General features: G+C 55.0%; 13 protein-coding genes. 5 read left to right on the plus strand and 8 right to left on the minus strand.

Annotated elements, in window-relative coordinates; genetic code table 11:
- Positions 1-16 precede the first annotated feature (16 nt).
- Positions 17-655, plus strand: coding sequence for a response regulator transcription factor (locus tag ABDW36_RS13465; protein WP_343702429.1), 639 nt, complete (start codon positions 17-19; stop codon positions 653-655).
- Here ABDW36_RS13465 and ABDW36_RS13470 read toward each other — a convergent pair.
- A complete protein-coding gene (locus ABDW36_RS13470) occupies positions 652-3,660 on the minus strand; it encodes an ATP-binding protein (RefSeq protein ID WP_343702430.1) in 3,009 nt (1,002 codons plus the stop codon). The genes ABDW36_RS13465 and ABDW36_RS13470 overlap by 4 nt on opposite strands.
- A gap of 253 nt (positions 3,661-3,913) precedes the next feature.
- On the opposite strand from ABDW36_RS13470, the gene ABDW36_RS13475 reads away from it, so the two are divergent.
- Together ABDW36_RS13475 and ABDW36_RS13480 are read left to right on the plus strand one after the other, a co-directional pair.
- Positions 3,914-5,215, plus strand: a complete 1,302-nt coding sequence (locus ABDW36_RS13475; protein WP_343702431.1) for a DEAD/DEAH box helicase — start codon at positions 3,914-3,916, stop codon at positions 5,213-5,215.
- A gap of 23 nt (positions 5,216-5,238) precedes the next feature.
- On the plus strand, positions 5,239-5,913 hold the full coding sequence (locus ABDW36_RS13480; RefSeq protein ID WP_343702432.1) for a DUF1345 domain-containing protein: 675 nt from the start codon (positions 5,239-5,241) through the stop codon (positions 5,911-5,913).
- Between the two features lie 448 nt (positions 5,914-6,361).
- Here ABDW36_RS13480 and ABDW36_RS13485 read toward each other — a convergent pair whose 3' ends face one another.
- Positions 6,362-8,488, minus strand: coding sequence for a M3 family metallopeptidase (locus ABDW36_RS13485; RefSeq protein WP_343702433.1), 2,127 nt, complete (start codon positions 8,486-8,488; stop codon positions 6,362-6,364).
- A 35-nt stretch (positions 8,489-8,523) separates the two neighbouring features.
- The gene (locus ABDW36_RS13490; protein WP_343702434.1) at positions 8,524-10,524 is read right to left on the minus strand and encodes a TonB-dependent receptor; all 2,001 of its coding nucleotides are present in this window, start codon (positions 10,522-10,524) and stop codon (positions 8,524-8,526) included.
- A 144-nt stretch (positions 10,525-10,668) separates the two neighbouring features.
- Here ABDW36_RS13490 and ABDW36_RS13495 point away from each other — a divergent pair, with 144 nt between their 5' ends.
- Positions 10,669-12,858 (plus strand): B12-binding domain-containing radical SAM protein, encoded by a 2,190-nt coding sequence (locus ABDW36_RS13495; protein ID WP_343702435.1) that lies wholly within the window; start codon positions 10,669-10,671, stop codon positions 12,856-12,858.
- 3 nt (positions 12,859-12,861) lie between these two features.
- On the opposite strand, the gene ABDW36_RS13500 is transcribed toward ABDW36_RS13495, so the two are convergent.
- From ABDW36_RS13500 to ABDW36_RS13520, 5 genes are all read right to left on the minus strand, one after another.
- Positions 12,862-14,187 carry a DEAD/DEAH box helicase gene (locus ABDW36_RS13500; RefSeq protein ID WP_343702436.1) on the minus strand — a complete coding sequence of 442 codons (1,326 nt, stop codon included), beginning with the start codon at positions 14,185-14,187 and terminating at the stop codon, positions 12,862-12,864.
- Positions 14,188-14,297: 110 nt separating this feature from the next.
- Entirely contained in the window at positions 14,298-14,513 is a 216-nt protein-coding gene (locus ABDW36_RS13505) for a dodecin family protein (RefSeq protein WP_343702437.1), read from the minus strand.
- A gap of 170 nt (positions 14,514-14,683) precedes the next feature.
- The gene (locus ABDW36_RS13510) at positions 14,684-15,322 is read right to left on the minus strand and encodes a YceI family protein (RefSeq protein WP_343702438.1); all 639 of its coding nucleotides are present in this window, start codon (positions 15,320-15,322) and stop codon (positions 14,684-14,686) included.
- Between the two features lie 315 nt (positions 15,323-15,637).
- Positions 15,638-16,489 (minus strand): hypothetical protein, encoded by an 852-nt coding sequence (locus ABDW36_RS13515; protein WP_343702439.1) that lies wholly within the window; start codon positions 16,487-16,489, stop codon positions 15,638-15,640.
- Between the two features lie 48 nt (positions 16,490-16,537).
- Positions 16,538-17,515: an acyl transferase gene (locus ABDW36_RS13520; RefSeq protein ID WP_343702440.1), complete on the minus strand. Its 978-nt coding sequence runs from the start codon at positions 17,513-17,515 to the stop codon at positions 16,538-16,540.
- Positions 17,516-17,615: 100 nt separating this feature from the next.
- Here ABDW36_RS13520 and ABDW36_RS13525 point away from each other — a divergent pair, with 100 nt between their 5' ends.
- Positions 17,616-18,077 (plus strand): hypothetical protein, encoded by a 462-nt coding sequence (locus ABDW36_RS13525; protein WP_343702441.1) that lies wholly within the window; start codon positions 17,616-17,618, stop codon positions 18,075-18,077.
- The last annotated feature ends 32 nt before the right edge of the window (positions 18,078-18,109 follow it).

Consider the following 18,109-nt stretch of genomic DNA (forward strand, 5'->3'; position numbering starts at 1 on the left):
CTAACTATCGCTTACTATGAAAAACATCCTCATCGCGGACGATCATACCATAGTCCGTCTAGGCGTTGCGCATATTGCTTCAACGCTGCCTGTACCTGTGATCTGCCACGAAGCAGAAACCTTTGACAAGGTGATCACCTTGCTTGAGATACAAGACTTTGACGTATTGATACTGGACATCAACATTCCCGGCGGCAACAACCTCCAGATGATAGATGCCGTGAAGCTCCGCCAGCCACATATCAGGATACTGATGTTTTCAGGCTACGATGAGCAGCTTTTTGCCATCAATTACCTGCAGGCCGGGGCAGACGGCTACCTGATCAAGTACTCTCCGGAAGAAGAGATCAGGCAGGCTATCAGCACTGTGCTGAACCGGGAAAAGTACATGAGCGCCGCTACCCGGCAGCAATTGCTCAACATGCTGGCCTCCCCGCGGGAAGCCACTGCTAACCCCCTGGCCGCACTCTCTGCGCGGGAAGTGGAAGTGATGAACCTGATGACGAAGGGTGTGCCTGTTGCCAGCATTGCCAAAATGCTGCACCTGCAGATGACTACCGTCAGCACCTATAAAACCCGCATTTTTGATAAGCTGGGTATCAATAACATTGTGGAGCTGCTGGAAAAAGTGAAGATGTACAGCGCGGCCGTCTAGTTGGCGGGTAACAATATTTCCATGCTGGTGCCAACATCGCCGTTGGAATGCACCACCAGTTTTCCGTTGATCTGCTGCAGCAGCTCTATCACTATCACCAGCCCTATGCCTTTCTGCGCCAGCGGCTGCCGGTGATCTGCCGTTGCAACCGGGTTGCCGTTGATCCATTCCCGTATTTCCGGCTGCATGCCGATGCCCGTGTCTGTAACGCGGATGGATACACCTCCCCCGTCCTCATAAGAAGCAGCCAGGCTCACGGAGCCCTGCAGGGTATATTTCACCGCATTATCCAGGAGGTTATTCACCACAATGGCCAGCAGCTGCCGGTTTACGGGCACCTTGATGCCCCTGCAGGCATTGTTATGGATCTGTACGGCGCGTATTTCCGCAATAGGTTTGAAGATGCCCACTTTCTCCTCCAGCAGCTCATGCAGGTCTACCCGCTCCTTGAGGGAATGCGCCTGCACCGCTTCCATCTTCATGTACTGGATGAGGTTCTCTATCATATTATACATGCGGTACAGCGCGTCATTGATGGCCTCTGACTTTTTATCGGGCTTGCTGCCCGCCTGCGAGAGCAGCATCAGGTATTTCATGGGGGCTTTGATATCATGCGTAATGGCGGTGATCAGCCTTTGCTGTATAACGCCCTGCTTGCGCAGCTGCCTTTCCGAATCGCGCAGGGAGGCCAGCGTTTCCTCCAGCTCCTGCGTTCTTTCAGATACATGCTGGCGGAGCTGCCGGTTCTTCCGGCGGATGTTGGCCGTGCGCAGGCGGATGTATACGTAGAGCAGCAGCAGAGCCAGGCAAAACATCAGCATCCTGAACGGCAGCGTGGCAAACCAGGCCGTTTCCACTATCAGCGTTACTATTTTTTCCGTATAGTTATCCGGCCCAAACCCGTTCACCTTGCGGACGCGCACGCGGTAGGTGCCGGAGTGCAGCCTGGAGAAGGCAATAATGCCGCTGTTTTCTACCGGCAGCCAGGCATCGTCATCACTGCCTTCTATGGAATAACGCAGCTGCAGGTTGTAGGCATCCCCGAAGTAGGGTGTGCTTACATGCAGCGCCAGGCGGAGGAAGTTGCTGGGAAGAAAAAGCGTATCAGCTGCAGCCAGCGGTTTGGCATCCAGCTCCACCTCGCTGAGAAATAACCCGCCCTCCGGCAGGTCCGGACGGATACTGTCCGGCGCAAACCGCAGCAAGCCGTCCAGCGAAGGCAGGGACAGGTCACCGTTCTGCAGCTGGAGGGCGCAGGGCTGGCAACCGCCGTTGAACTCATTGGTCAGCATGCCTTCCGCCTTGCTGTAGTAAAAATAATAGACATCAGGCTGCGTTCCGTCTGCATATGCCAGCAGGTCTTTCCGTGCCGCCTGGAACAGTCCCTTGTTGGTGGTGATCCAGTAGTACCCCCTGTTATCCGCGGTGATACAATGCGCGGTTTTCAGGTACTCCAGCCGGTCTGCCGGCATGGCCGTCCAGCGCCCGTGGCGGTAGAGGAAAAAACCTTTATCGTACGTAGTGACCCATACCTCCCCCGGCCGGGGGATGAACAGGCTGCGGAAATAACTATCGCCGAAGCCCGGTATGGTATCTATGCGCAACGGAGACAGCTGCACGCGGTACAGCCCGTTGCCTGCGCATGCCCACAAGATGCCCGGCGCTTCCTGCATCATGTAAACGGCGTTCTTTATTTTATTGCTGAACAGCAGGGGCACGGGAGAAGCGGCGCCGGTATCCAGGTAGTACAGCCCTTCCTGCTCGGTGCCTATCCACAAGCGGTTATCAGGCCCTGCGTACAGCTGGGAAATATTGTTGCCGAAAGAGCGCTGCCAGAGCAGCTTTGTAACGTCCGCATTGTATTTGTACACGGTATCCGCATGCCGGTACCAGTAATTACCGGCGGCATCCTGCACCAGGTTGTAGCGGTTGGCCTTTTTAAGATACTGCAGCAGCGGTATGCGGCCGGTTTCACCGTTCCCTTCAAACACAATGCCTTGCGCCGTTAAAATGCCGTTGTTACCGAAGGGCGCCTGTGCGTAGAAAACATTGTCTTCGTCTCCGGGTGAAACCAGCGGGCGGAACTGTTTTTTTGTAACCACAAACAATCCCCTGGAGCGGCTTCCCAGGAAGAGGCGTTCACAGGCTGCATCATAATAAAGCGAAATGATATTGTTCTTCTCGCAATCCAGGCCAGACATGATAAGCTTTGCCTGCAACATGCCGCCAGCGCCTGCAGTGAGATAATAACACCGGTCATCCTGGTAAATGAACAGCTGCTCCGCAGCGTAGTTCCAGAACAGTTGCCGCGGTTGCAGCCGCTCTGCGGGCACTTCCCCGGAAAGCTTCACTTCCTGCGGAACTGCTCCCTGAAACAGGAATATCTTCCCGTCTTCTCCCAGGTGATATAAATTACCGCCTATCGTGAAAAAACCCCAGGGGTCGCAATTGGGCCAGCTGAAACTGTATTGCGGCCGGCCGTTTTGCAGGAAGGTAACGGAATCCCTGGTGAGGGAAAAATACGCCTGCGGCCCTGCCGGCATCATGTATTTTTCCGTCAGCACCACTTCCGCGTACACATTGGGCAAGCCGGTAACGGGAACCGTGCGGGCCACTGTATCATTCAATACATAATATTCATAATCATTAAAGCGGAGCTGCGGCGAATCAGGGAGTGCCGTTGCCTGCCCGTTGTGCATGCGTATCACTTCATGCTCCTGCGTACAGGCATAGAGGTTATTACGCCCGTTACCGGGGTATATGTAACGGATGCGGCTGCTGTTGAACCGGCTGAACCGGTTGCCGTCAAACCTCACCAGGCCATTTTCCGTGGCCAGCCACAAAAAACCGGCATTATCCGGCGCAATAAACCGTACGCTGTTCTGGGGCAGCCCGTTCTCATCCGTAAAATGCCTGACATGAAAAGCATCCGTATCTATTTCATGGGCCAGGACCGTTACATGGAGTAATAACAATAAAAGGATAGGGCGCAATCGCATCCTCATGCAAGATTTACACTTAGACAGTAACACTTATAAACAGGACCTCATTAAAGATATGCCCATGTGGTTTCCATATACAATAATGTTGCTTATATAGCGGATAATAAAAGCATCATCATGCAAATATATAAACGGTTATTCGGATTCCTAATTTTTTTAACAGCAATGAGGGTTTGGGCCTGGCGCACGATACGCGGCGCGGCTGCATACCTTATTGCCGCAACACTTATTTGCGCATAAACCCTACCTTTGCCGCATGCAGCAAATTTTAGCTTCGCTTGGCATTCAAACGCTCAATGAGATGCAACAGGCGGCCATTGCCGCCGGGAAAACCGGGCAAGACGTAATTTTATTATCAGACACCGGCTCCGGCAAAACGCTGGCCTTCCTCCTGCCCCTGCTGGAGCGCCTGCAGCAGGGCGTTACCACCACGCAGGCCCTCGTGATCACGCCCACGCGCGAGCTGGCGCAGCAAATTGAAAAAGTGTTCCGCAGCATGAGAACGGGCTTTAAAGTGACCAGCTGCTACGGCGGCCACCTGCGCGAAACGGAAGAGAACGCCCTGAAAGAAGCGCCGGCCCTCATTATTGGTACTCCCGGCCGCCTGGGAGACCACATCCGCCGCGGCAGCATCAACACCGCCGGCATACACACGCTGGTGATGGATGAATTTGACAAATCTTTCGAGCTGGGTTTCCGCGAAGAAATTGCCTTTGTGGTCAATTCCCTGCCCGCGGTCAATAAAAGGATGCTCACCTCCGCCACCGAAGCCGCGGAAATCCCGGACTTCATCCGGCTGCAGGAACCGGTCACCCTCAACTTCCTGTCAGGGGAAGCGCCTGCCGCCCTCAGCATCAAAACGCTGCAAAGCCCGGAGAAAGACAAGGCAGACACCCTCTTCCGTCTTATCTGCATGCTGGGCAACCGCCCCACCATAGTATTCTGCAACCACCGGGAGTCAGTAGAGCGCACCAGCGGCCTGCTGCAAGACAAGGGCATTACCACCGTGTTCTACCACGGCGCGCTGGAGCAGGCAGACCGGGATGTGGCCCTCTGCAAGTTCAGGAACGGCACGGCCAACCTGCTGGTCACCACAGACCTGGCCGCCCGCGGGCTGGATATCCCGAACATCCGCTACATCATCCACTACCACCTGCCGCAGAACGAAGAAACCTTCATTCACCGCAACGGCCGCACCGCCCGCATGGACGCCAGCGGCACCGCCATCATCATTACCGGCCCGGAAGAAACCCTTCCCCCCTACATCCCCGCAGACGCGGAAACCATCACCCTGCCTGAAAAAGCCGTTCTGCCGGACAGGCCGCAATGGAGCACGCTCTATATTTCCGCCGGCAAAAAAGACAAGGTGAACAAGGTGGACATTGTAGGGTTCTTCTCCAACAAGGGGAAGCTGAAAAAAGAAGACCTGGGGCTGGTGGAAGTGAAAGATTACATTGCGTTTGCGGCCGTGCGGAAAACAAAGGTGAGCCAGGTGCTGCAGCTGATCAAAAATGAAAAGGTGAAGAATAAAAAGGTAAGGATAGAGGTGGTGAAGTAAAGAAACCATTTATCTTTATATACATGAAAAGAAACGCCGCAGACCTCCTCAATAAAATGCACCCCCTGCAGCGTGTGCTGATCAGCCTGGCGCTGGCTGCCGTTACCTTTTTCACCATCCTGCGCGCGCCCATGAACCCGTGGGTAAAATACATGCTGATATGGAACACCTTCGCGTTTTCGTATATTGCTACCAGTTGGGTCATTTTCCTGAAACGCACTACCGCGGAGATCCGCCACTTTGCGCGGATAGATGACGGCAGCCGCACCTTCGTAACATTGCTGGTGCTGATCACTTCCTTTTCCAGCATGTTTGCCGTGCTGCTGGTGATGCTTACCAAAAATGAGGCGGACAGGGCGCTGTACCTGCCCGTAGCCATCACCGGCATGATGGCTTCCTGGAGCATGGTGCATACCATCTATACCGCCCACTACGCCCACCTCTTCTATGACGATGCGGAAGACGATACCAACCGCCATGCCGGCGGCCTGGAGTTTCCCGGAGAAAAAAAGCCCAACTACATCGACTTTGCCTACTTCGCTTTTGTGATCGGCATGACGTTCCAGGTGTCTGACGTAGAGATATCCTCCCACAAAATTCGCCGGGTGGCGTTGTTACACGGCATCCTTTCTTTTTTGCTCAACACTTTTGTGGTGGCCCTGACCATCAACCTGGTGAGCGGGCTGCTGAACGGCTGATGCACAATACACGGCCGCCCCTGCACAAGTGTATGATTTCCATTCATTCCACCCGTTTTCCGGTTTGCGTGTAACGTAACCTGCCAATGGCAGCCAATCTCATTTTAAGCCTCATCCCGGCATTCTTTTACAAAAACAGATACCTTGCCTGGCGGCACGCCCAAACTGCCAAAAACGGCTTAAAACATCAAAATTGATCAAAACCGGTGCAACGCTGCTGACATGCTCCTGCCATCCTTCGGTGATCCTTCGGTGTTGTTCGGTGCCAGTCCGGGTTTGAGGGTGTTTAACCGAAGGTTGACCGAAGGATCACCGAAGGATGATCGAAGGATCGGCGTGTTGACAGGCGGTTACATTCCTGTACCAGGGCATTATCAAAAATATCATATAAAAAGGCCGCCTGTTTTCGATAACAAGCGGCCTTTTTATTATATGGGGCGAAGGCGGATCAGTTCGTATCCAGCCCCCTGTTCTTCAGTAAAAACTTCACCTCCGGCGCGCGCATGCGGAAGGCCTTGTAGAGGTCCATCGGCTCGGCGGTACCGCCTTTTTCCAGTACGTTCTTGCGGAAAGACTGCGCCGTGGCCGGGTCAAAAATATTGCCGGTTTCCTTGAAGGCGGCAAACGCGTCGCTGTCCAGCACTTCTGACCAGATGTAGCTGTAATACCCCGCGGAGTAACCGCCGGCAAAGATATGCTGGAAGTAAGTGCTCCGGTAGCGCGGCGCTATCTGGCTGATGAGGCCCAGCTTGTCCATTTGCTGCTTTTCAAACGTAAGCGGGTCTATTGGCTGGCCGGCCTTGATGGTATGATAGTTCATGTCCAGCAGGGAAGCGGCCAGGTATTCTACGGTGGCAAAACCCTGGTTGAATTTGGAGGCGGCTTTCATTTTCTCCACCATTTCAGCGGGGACCAGCGCTCCTGTTTTATAATGCTTCGCGTATAGCTGCAGCACCTGCGGTTCAAAGGCCCAGTGCTCCATGATCTGCGAAGGCAGCTCCACAAAGTCACGCGGAACGGAGGTGCCGCTCAGGGTTTCATATTTTACATTGCTGAGCAGGCCGTGCAGCGCGTGGCCAAACTCATGGAAGAAGGTTTCCACTTCATCGGGCGTCAGCAGCGCGGGCTCTGCAGCGGTGGGTTTGGTGAAGTTGCATACAATGGATACTACCGGCGCAATGCGGCCGCCTTTGTCTGTGGCCTGCTTGCGGTAAGATGTCATCCATGCCCCGCCGCGCTTGGAGCTCCGGGGGAAAAAGTCCATGTAAATAACGCCGATGTGCTGGCCGTTGGCTTCTTTCACTTCATACGCCACTACATCCTGCTGGTACACGGGGATGTCTTTCAGCGGGGAAAAAGTGATGCCGTACAGTTTTCGGGCCACGGCAAAAATGCCTTCCCGCACGTTCTCCAGCTGGAAATACGGGCGCAGGGCCTCCGCATCGTAGTTATATTTTTCTTTCCGCACTTTATCTGCATAGTAAAACCAGTCCCAGGCCTCCAGCTTTTCGTTTTTCCCTTCCCTGTCCATCACCTGCTGCATTTCAGCCGCTTCCTGTTTGGCAACGGGCAGCGCGGCGTTCCAGAGCCTGTTCAGCAGCTCATTGGCCTGTGCCGGTGTTTTGGCCATGTTCTCTTCCAGTACAAAATCCGCGTGGGAAGCGTAGCCCAGCAGGGCGGCCTTTTCTGCGCGCAGGGTGGCCAGGCGGCTCACTATCTCCTTGTTATCCCGCTCGTCTCCATTGTTGCAGCGGTTGGTGTACGCCTTGTACATTTTTTCCCGCAGGGCGCGTTGCTGTGAATACTGGAGGAAAGGCATCACGCTGGCGTTGTGCAGGGTAAAGCGCCATTTGCCTTCCTTGCCGGCTTCTTTGGCGGAAGCGGCCGCGGCGGCTACCAGCGAGGGCGGCAGGCCGGCCAGGTCTTCCTGCTTGTCGATGATCAGTTCGTAATGATTGGTTTCCGCCAGCAGGTTCTGGCCGAAGCGCACGGTGAGCAAAGACAGCTCCTTGTTGATCTCGCGCATCTTGGTTTGTTTCGCCGCATCCAGGTTGGCGCCGCTTCTTACAAAGGCCTTATACGTTTTTTCCAGCAGGCGTTGTTGTTCGGCGGTGAGCCGTTGTTTGCCCTGCTGGTCATATACCTGCTTCACCTTGGCAAAGAGGCCGGCGTTGAGGTAAATATCATCGCTATGCTGCGCCATGCGGGGCGCAATTTGCCGGGAAATGGCTTCCAGCTCGGGGTTGGTATGCGCGGAGGTGAGGTTGAAAAATACGGTGCTCACGTTGCGCAGCTGCTCCCCGCTGCTTTCCAGCGCTACAATCGTGTTCTGGAAGGTAGGCACGGCGCGCTGGCTGACAATGGCCGCAATGCGTTGCTGCTGGGCTTTCATGCCTTCCTCAAAGGCGGGCATAAAATGCTCCGGTAAAATGGACGCAAAGGGCGGTACTTTAAAAGCGGTCTGGTATTGCTGTAAAAGCGGGTTCTTTTCCGCGGGCGCCTGCTGCGCCATGGTGGTGGTGCCTGTCATACTCAATGCTACTATCAGATTGCGGGAAATACGGTTTAACTGCATTATTTTTTAAAGTTGGTCGGGGCAAAAATAGGGTTTTATTCCTTCCCCCTGAACGCCCCTCTCACCGTTACCCCCGCGTACCAGTTCCGCCCGGCGGCCACGTTGAAATACCGCCGCGCCGCCGCGTTGATGTCATTGCCCAGGCTGTATTGTACGTTCAGCAGGTTATCTGCCCCGGCATGGAACAGGAGGTCTGTTTTCCCGAAAGTATGCGTATAAGCTACCTTGCAGCCCAGCAGGTTGAAGCCCGCGGCCTTGTCCGTATTGGCATCGTTGAGGAAAAGGTCATCGTTGTAAGTGTAAGTAGCGTACAGGAACAGCCGCCGCGCCAGCTCCACGTCCACACCCGCGGCTACCGCGTGTTTGGGCGTACCGGGCAGCGTGTTGCCGTCATAGTTCTTGTCTACCTGCACAAAATCCTTGTACCGGAAATGGTTGCAGGTATAAGCGGCGCGGAGCTTCACGCGGCGGAGGCTGTAGGAAACAAAAGTTTCAATGCCCTGCTGCACCGTAGCGCCGGCGTTCTCGAAATAATCCGCCCCGCTGGCATCCCGCCGCTGTACAATAGCGTCTTTCAATCCAAAGTAAAACAGGCTCACATCATACCAGAAAGGCCCGGCGCCGCCGCGTGCGCCCAGCTCGTAGTTCCAGCCCTTTTCCGCCTGCAGCGTGGTGTTGATCACGCTGGTAGACGGCAATACTTCCGCTACCGTGGGCGGAGAAAAGCCTTTGGACACTACCGCGTACACATTCGCCGCCGGGTGGAACTTTTTCATCACGGCCAGGCGGGGCGCCCATTCATTCCGGAAGCGGCTGGTGAAATGGAACACCGGGTTGTCCGACTGGCGGGTGAAATGCATGGCGGTGTTGTTGAGGCTGAGGCCTGCGGTGATAATCCAGCCGCCTTCCAGCACTACCTCCGGCTGAATGAACAGGGAGATGTTGCGGTTGTTGATATCATCATCCGTTTGCAGCGTATCACGCTGCCCGGCCTTGTTGCCGTATACCGAAGTATTGAAAAAACCCTGCTGAAACTCACCGCCGGCCAGCACTTTCAGCCATTGCCGCTGCCAGGTGAACACCGTTCTGCCGCCAAAATGCGGCTCTGTGCGCCTTTCGTAATTGCGGATGGTGGGGTTTTTCACCTGGCTGTACGCGCCGTAGACGGAGGTGGCGTTCTTCCACTGTTCGCTCCAGGCATGCTGGTATTGCAGGCCGCCCCAGATGGTTTGCTGGTAAATGGCCGCGCGGCTTTCTTCGGCGGACGGAAAGGCGCCCGCTGCCGGCCTGGCCTGGCGGGCATTGGCAGCATATTGTTCAGGCGTGAGGCCGCCGGGTGTCTGGTATTGCAGGTTGCCATACAGCACGTGCGCTTCCAGCTGGCCTTTGGCCGACGGCTGCCAGTGGCCGCTCCAGCCTGCTACTGTACGCTGCATATAGGTATGCTGGCGGTAGCCGTTGGCTTCCTGCCAGGAGTAGTAGATCCGCTGGCCTGCTGCTTCCGCGGAAGCCTGCACCAGGTGGCTGCCAAAGCTGCCGCCGGTATAACCGGCTGAAAAACCGTTCTCCACCGGTCGGGGAGAGCCGGCCAGCAGCACCCCGCCCGTACCGGCGCCGTACAGGCTGCTGCCGGGGCCTTTCAGCACTTCCAGGCTGCTGAAGCTGCCCGCGCCGAACTGGTTCAGGTACGTATTGCCGCCCGGGTCTGTAAAAGGGATGCCGTTGTAATACATCTTCACGTTCCGCACCCCGAACGGCGAGCGCAGGGAGCTGCCGCGCACGTTCAGCCGGTAGCTGCCGGGCGAGCGCTCTTCCATTCTCACCCCCGGCATGCTGTTCACCGCGGGCAATACGGACGTGGGCGCAAAACGCAGCAGGTCCCGCTGGCCCACATAGTTGACAGCCGCGGGCACTTCCGTTAACAGGCGCTGCTGGCCGTAGCCCTGTACTGTTACTTCATTAAGCCGGGTGGTATCTTCCTGCGCATGGGCCGCGGCGGCAGCCAGGGTGCATATCAGTAACAAGCTGGTCCTCATTGGTTCGTCTTGAATACAAAGTTGTTGCCGGCCCTTGATCAACAACAGTTGCCGGCTGTTTTTCCTCCCTTAAAGATTCAAAATATTTGCCATTCCCGCCATTTAATTATTTAATGATAATTTTGCCTTTTAAACATTCCGGATTTGAGCGCTGCCGTTTTTCTGATCACTCCGCCTTTTACCCAGCTGAATACGCCGTACCCGGCCACTGCTTACCTGAAAGGGTTCCTGAACACCAGGAACATTTCCGCTTTCCAGGCAGACCTGGGCATTGAGGTCACGCTGGCCCTGTTCTGCAAGGAAGGGCTGGAGGCGCTTTTTTCCCGTATCAGCGGCCCGGTGTCTGACAACGCCGCCAGGATCATTGCGTTGAAAGACGATTACATGCATACCATCAACGATGTGGTGCACTTCCTGCAGGGCCACAACCCTACCCTGGCCCACCGCATCTGCAAACGGGATTTCCTGCCGGAAGCGTCCCGCTTTGCGCAGCTGGAAGACCTGGGCTGGGCCTTCGGCTCCATGGGCGTGCAAGACAAGGCCAAACACCTGGCCACCATGTACCTGGAAGACCTGTCTGACCTGGTGCAGGAATGTGTGGACGAGCACTTCGGCTTCAGCCGCTACGCGGAAAAGCTGGCCCGCTCCGCCAACAGCTTTGACGAGCTGTACGCCGCCCTGCAGCAGGAATACACCTTTGTAGACGAGCTGATGGTACGCCTGCTCAAAACCCGCATGGCGGAAGTACAGCCAAAGCTGGTGGCTATCTCTGTTCCCTTTCCCGGCAACCTCTACGCATCGTTGCGCTGCGGGCAATGGATCAAAAAAAATTACCCGCAGGTGAAAGTGGCCATGGGCGGCGGCTTTGCCAATACCGAGCTGCGCTCCCTCACAGATGCGCGGGTATTTGAGTTTTATGATTTTATTACGCTGGATGACGGGGAAGCACCTATAGAAAACCTCGTTGAACACATTGAAGGCCGCAAAACGGTAGAAGAGCTGAAACGCACCTTCACCCTGGTGAACAACGAAGTAGCTTATTTTAACAACAAAGCTTGTACGGATTATAAACAGGGCGAAGCAGGTACGCCTGACTACAGTGATTTTCTGCTGGACCGTTATATCTCCGCCATTGAAGTGGTCAACCCCATGCACCGCATGTGGAGTGACGGCCGCTGGAACAAGCTCACCATGGCGCACGGCTGCTATTGGGGCAAATGCACTTTCTGCGATATTTCGCTGGACTACATCCGCCTCTACGAGCCTATTGCCGCGCAGCTGCTCTGTGACCGCATGGAGGAGCTGATGGCGCAAACCGGGCAAACGGGTTTCCACTTTGTAGACGAGGCCGCCCCGCCTGCGCTCATGCGCGCGCTGGCCCTGGAGATCATTCGCCGCAAGCTGACCGTCAGCTGGTGGACGAACATCCGGTTTGAAAAAAGCTTCACCCGCGACCTTTGCCTGCTGCTCAAAGCCTCCGGCTGCATTGCCGTATCCGGCGGGCTGGAAGTGGCGTCAGACAGGCTGCTGGCGCTGATACAGAAAGGCATCACCGTAGCGCAGGTAGCGCAGGTGAACCGCAACTTCACAGACGCGGGCATTATGGTGCATGCCTACCTGATGTACGGCTTCCCCACGCAAACCGCGCAGGAAACCATAGACTCCCTGGAAATGGTGCGCCAGCTATTCAAGGCCGGCATTTTACAATCCGCCTTCTGGCACCTCTTCACCATGACGGCCCACAGCCCGGTAGGCCTCAACCCGGCCAAATTCATGGTGAAAAAAGAAACGGAACTGGTAGGCGCCTTCGCCAATAACGATATTGTACATATAGACGAAACCGGTACAGACCATGAGGCTTTCAACTTCGGCCTGAAAAAATCGCTCTTCAACTATATGCACGGCATCTGCCTGGATGACCCGCTGCAGAAATGGTTCGAGTTCAAAGTGCCCAAAACGAAGATACCGGCAGACTATATTGAAAACGCCCTCAGGGAAGACCAGCTGTCTGCCGCCAAACCCACCGCCAAAATAGTATGGCTGGGTAAAGCGCCGCAGGTGGAAACCATCACCAAAACAAAAAAAGGCAGCAGCTGGGAAGTAGCTTCTCTCACTTTCCAGGACAGGAAAGAAAAATTCAGCATCAGCACCACGCCGGAGCAGGGCCGCTGGCTGGCCGGCATGCTGGAAAAACTGTCTGTGCACCAGCCTAAAACCTGCACGCTGCAGGAAGTGATGGATGATTACGCAGCGGCGGGCCTGGAAGATTTTGAATTATTCTGGGATAACAAACCCGTGAGCACGCTGTATAAAGTGGGCTTGCTGAAGCTGTAGCGCCTACCGCTTCTTCCCTCTCGTTTTAGGCTTGCCGTACTTCAGCATCATTTTCTCCTTGTGGCTCACCTTCACGTTCACCTTTTTATTCTTCGCCTTCTTCTCATGGAATGCCGCGCCGGCTTCCCGTTTGGGCTGCTTCAGCACAATGTTCGGCACTATGGTCTCCGGCATTTCCGCTTTGGTGAGCACGCTTGATATTTCCAGGTTTTCCGGGAGCGGGGTAACCGGCACCGTGTAGTTCATCAATTGCTGCACGCTGTCCAGCCGCGCTGCTTCAGCGGGCGTTACAAAGCTGATGGCATTGCCTTTTTTGTCCAGCCGGCCTGTTCTGCCAATGCGGTGAATATAACTTTCCGGCTGCTCCGGCATGTCAAAGTTGAGCACATGCGTTACCTCTGCAATATCCAGCCCGCGGGCTATGATGTCTGTAGCTATCAGCAGGCGGAAAGTGCCGTTCTGGAAATTGCGCACGCTGTTGAAGCGGTAGTTCTGCTCCTTGTTGGAATGTATCAGCCCCACCCTGCCCGGCATGTCTGCTTCCAGCCTTTCGTACAGCTCGTCTGCCAGCTGTTTGGCAGATACGAACACCAGTACCTTCGTCATATCCGCCTGCTCGCGGAACAGCAGCTCCAGCAGGTTCACCTTGGTATTGAAGTTGGGCACCTGGTAAAGCGACTGGCTGATGTTGGCCACCGGCGTGCCTGTAGGCGCAGCCTCTATCACCACGGGGTTGTTGAAGAACTCATCTGCCAGCGCCTGCACTTCCGGCGTAATGGTGGCGGAAAACAGCAGGTTCTGCCGTTTGGGCGGCAGCAGGTCAAGAATATTTTTCAGCTGCGCCCGGAAGCCGAGGTTCAGCATTTCGTCTACTTCATCTATCACCAGTTTTTTGATGTTCTTCAGCTTCAGCGCACCGCTCAGCACAATGTCTACCAAACGGCCGGGCGTGGCCACCACCATGTCAAGCTTGCCGGCCGCCACTTCCATTTGCGGGTTCATATTGGTACCGCCGTAAAAACCTGCTACCTCAAAGCTCATGTAAGCAGTGAGCTTTTGCACGGCTTCCACCACCTGCACCACCAGCTCGCGGGTAGGCACCATCACCAGTATCTGCGGGAAGCGCTCTTTTGTGAACGTCCACTGCCGCAGGCAGGGCAGCAGGTAAGCAAAGGTTTTGCCCGTGCCTGTTTGCGCAATGGCACATACGTCACGGCCAGACATCACTACAGAAAATGCTTTCTGCTGAATGGTGGTAGGCGTGGTGAACTGCAGGTCTTGCAGTGCGTTCAGCAAAGGTTTGTTCAGGTTTAAATCGTCAAAGGTCATATGCGCATGAAAAAATGAGCCACAAAAGTACAGCTATTCCGTTAAACGGCATATGAAGCCCCGTCCCGGAGAGGTTTCCGGGAAACAATACGGGCGCGGGCGGGGTGCGGCTACTGTTTCTTGCTGTGGTCTACCCTGAACGATACCTTGCAGATAGCGCCATAAGTAGCAATTTTACCGTCTTTCACATGCACCTTGAAATCTTTCACGTAGACGGAATCAATGTTCTGGATGGTTTGAGACACTTCTGCCACAGCATTGCGTACAGCATCTTCAAAGCCGGTTTCTGAAGAGGCTATCACCTCTATTACTTTTACAATGGCCATAACTGGTAGTTTTTCTAGTTACAACAACCCCCGCCCCGTTTTGTTATGGCTGCCGGGGAAAAAAGGAGCGGGCTGCATGGCTATGCAGCGGCCACCCTGTTGCGGCGGCGGTGCAAAAAAAGGCCATCCCATTGTACCGGGACGGCCTCCGCTGGCAAAATGCGGGAAAGTTATTTGGCGTTGGCAACCAGTACCACGTCAATGGTAAAATCGTCATATATCGCTTTGTCTCCCAGGTTCTCAAAGAAGTTGGAAGAGCGGTACTTGATATCGAACTTGGTGCGGTCTACCTTGATGGTGGCTTTGGCTGTGGCCTTGCCGCTGGCTACCGTTACTTCCGCGGGGAAGCTGATGGTGTTGGTGATGCCTTTGATGGTGAGCTTGCCGTTCACGTCATAATTGCCGCCGCCCTTGCTGGTAGCGCTGGTGATCACGAACTGCGCGGTAGGGTGTTTTTCCACGGAAAAGAAATCGTCGCTTTTCAGGTGGCCGGTGAGCCGGGCGTTGGCATCCGCATTGGTGATGTCTGTTACCGTGAGCGAACGTGTGTCTATGGTGAAAGAGCCGCCTTTCAGCACGTTGTTGTCAAGCTCCAGCTGGCCGGAAGAAATGCTGATGTGGCCGTTGTGGGAGCCGGTCACTTTTTTGGCCAGCCAGCTCAGCTTGCTCTGCTGGCTGTCTACCTGGTACACCACGGCGCGGGCACTGGCATGCGTGGCCGCCTTTACAGGTTTTTCTGTAGCGGGAACGGCAAAAGACATCAGTACCGCAGCGCCGCCAATAAAAAATAAGGTTGCTAAACGTTGCATGTTGAGTGGTTTAAATTTAATTGTATGATTTGCCAGTTGGAAGGCATTGAATTTCGCATATGTAATGATAAGACTTTCCGGCAAATAATTTTCACATTTGCTTCACAAACATTTCACATATGTTTTGCACTTGGGCGTATAGTTTTAGCCTTGAGCTACAGCCGTCCTTTTCCATCCATACGTTTGCCGGTCCGGCGCTGATCAACGGCAAAGACAAAGAGATGGCCCTTGCGGAAGATCTTATCCGGAAACCATCGAAGTAGCTTATGCCGTGGCGGCCGGGGGCAAGACCGGCCGCCTTTTTCCACCGCTCTCCTAGCGGTTGATGTCTGTCAGCATCACTTTTCTTCTTTCGTTGAGGATGATGTGCGTGGTGTGGGTAAATACTTTATCGCCGTTGCCATATTCCAGGAACATTTCCAGCGGCATCACCACCGGCGGGTAAGAGCCGGCAATGCGCATCTTTTCTATCTGGTTTTTGAAATGCCCCGGCATCAGGCTGTAGCCGGGGAATACGGCATGCGGGTCCATCGGTATCCATACATAGGCCGTTACCTTGGCGTGGTTGGTGTTCACCACCCGCGGGTCGTGCCGCAGGTTGTGGGCTACATATTCCTCACAGGCCACGCCGGCAATCACTTTTTTGGAGCCCGTTCTGGTCAGCTGGCTGAGGTAGCCTATTTCACCGGGGTATACCGGCTCCATGCCTTTCAGCTCCAGCGCTGCCTTCTCCCCGCTTGAAATGCCGCCTACGCCGGAGAGCATGAGCTGTGACTCTTTCCCGAAATCGCCATAAAAATGATAACGCGCTCCCGTGCTTCTGCTGGTGAGCTGAATGCAGAAGGCCGCCGCGGTGCTGCTGTAATAGATCACAATGTCTTCCCCGCCGTCTATTACGCGCTGGCTGCCCTGGAAAGCCTCACTTTCCTGGTATACGGCCACGTCATATTCGTAAGAGGAATCTATCTGTACTTTTTCGTCACCGCCAATAAGCAGGGTGGCGTCTGGCTGCTGCGCTTTGGGGCGCAGCTGGGGGAAGGAACCGTCTACCGTTTCTTCTGTGTCTGCCGGCGTTTTTTGCTTACCTGTCAGTTTCTTCAGCAACTGGGCCTGCAGTGCAGGAACGCAAAGAAATAAAAACACTGCCAGGAGGATAGTTTTTTTCATAGGATCAGGCAATTCTGCCCGAAAGGTAAACATATTAAAGAAAATTACCTAACTCACCATCAGGCTGCAGCCGCGCAGCGCGGAATTATCCAGCCGCCCCAGCACTTCAAAGCTGCCATCCCCGTGCAGGCGGCCAATGTCTTCCGTGGCAATGAACGCGCAGGAGTGTATGTTGGCCAGGTCTATCACATTGATCACCCCGGCGGCATCGGCGGCGGCCAGCTGGAAAGGATCGTTCTCGTCCCGTACCAGCACCTGCATCCAGGGCGGGCAGCGGAACAGGCCTTTGCCGGCGGAATAGGCCTGGGAAAGCAGCTCCGTCATCCCGTATTCCGCATGAATGGCAGGCACGCCCAGGCGCTGCTGCAGGTAGGCATGCAGCTCTTCCCGCGTCCACTCTTCACGGCGGCCTTTCATGCCCCCGGTTTCCATCACAATAGTATGCTGCAGCTGCAGCTGGTACCGCTCTGCAAAATCGAGCAGGGCGAAGGTAACGCCTATGAGCAGCACCGGCTGGCGGCGGGCTTCCAGGGCTTGCAGGGTTTGGGCCAGCTTCTCATGTTCGTAGAGGTAAAAACCGCTTTCCGGGCGGCCGCTGCGGGCAATCATTTCCTGCACCATGTACACCAGGGAGGAATGTTGCCTTTCCAGGTAGGAAGGCAGCAGGCCCAGCACCACAAAATTCTCTACCGGCCCGTAAAAGAGCCGGAACGCCTCCATAAAACTTCGTATATAGATACCCGTGTCTTTCACCAGGTGGCGGCTGTTGGCCGCGCCGGTAGTGCCGCTGCTTTCAAATACCGCTGCCGGCTCAAAGCTGCCGGTGGTAACCCGGTGGGTCTTGAAAAACTGGATGGGAAGGAAAGGTATCTGTAAAACAGACCGCACCTGCGCCGGTTGTATGCGCAGCGCGTTCACATAAGCCCTGTACAGCTCATTGCCCCCGTACTGGGCCTGAAACAGCTCCAGCGCCAGGGCTTCCGTGCCCCGGGCGGTAAAGATCCGGTCTGCGTACAATTCGTTCATCGGGTGCAAATTTACAACCTTGCATGTAACAATCCGGGGAGCGGCAGCGTTAATAATACAGTTGCTTTGCCTTTTGCTTAAATTAATGTAGGTTTGTTATATGAAGAAAATATTTGTTTTATCCACTATATTGCTCACCTTCCTGGGTTGCAAGAAAGACCCGACGCTTGACGGGAACAAACCCAAGCTCACCTTCAAGTCCGTTTCCACGGAAGACGTGCCGGCAGACATGAAGATGCTCACCTTCACCTTCCAGCTGCAGGATGCCGACGGCGATACCGAAACCGCCATGTACGTGAACGATATCAGGTTTGAGGATGAAACAAAATTTGACGAAGTATTCATGCCCGCACTGGAAGCCCACAAAGGCACCAAGATAGACGCCGAGGTGGTGCTCTATGTGAGCGACCTGGGAGATGAGGTGCGCATGCGCCTGCGTGACGGCCGCGACCCTGACCTGGTGCCCAACCCGGACACCCTGCAATACCGCGTGTTCATCGTAGACAATGCCGGCAACAGCAGCGATACCCTTACCCTTCCTAAAGTAGCCATACACCGCTAACAGCGCTTTTCTTCATGTATTGCAACGGATTA

The organism is Chitinophaga sp. (genome assembly GCF_039596455.1).
Taxonomy (GTDB): Bacteria; Bacteroidota; Bacteroidia; order Chitinophagales; family Chitinophagaceae; genus Chitinophaga.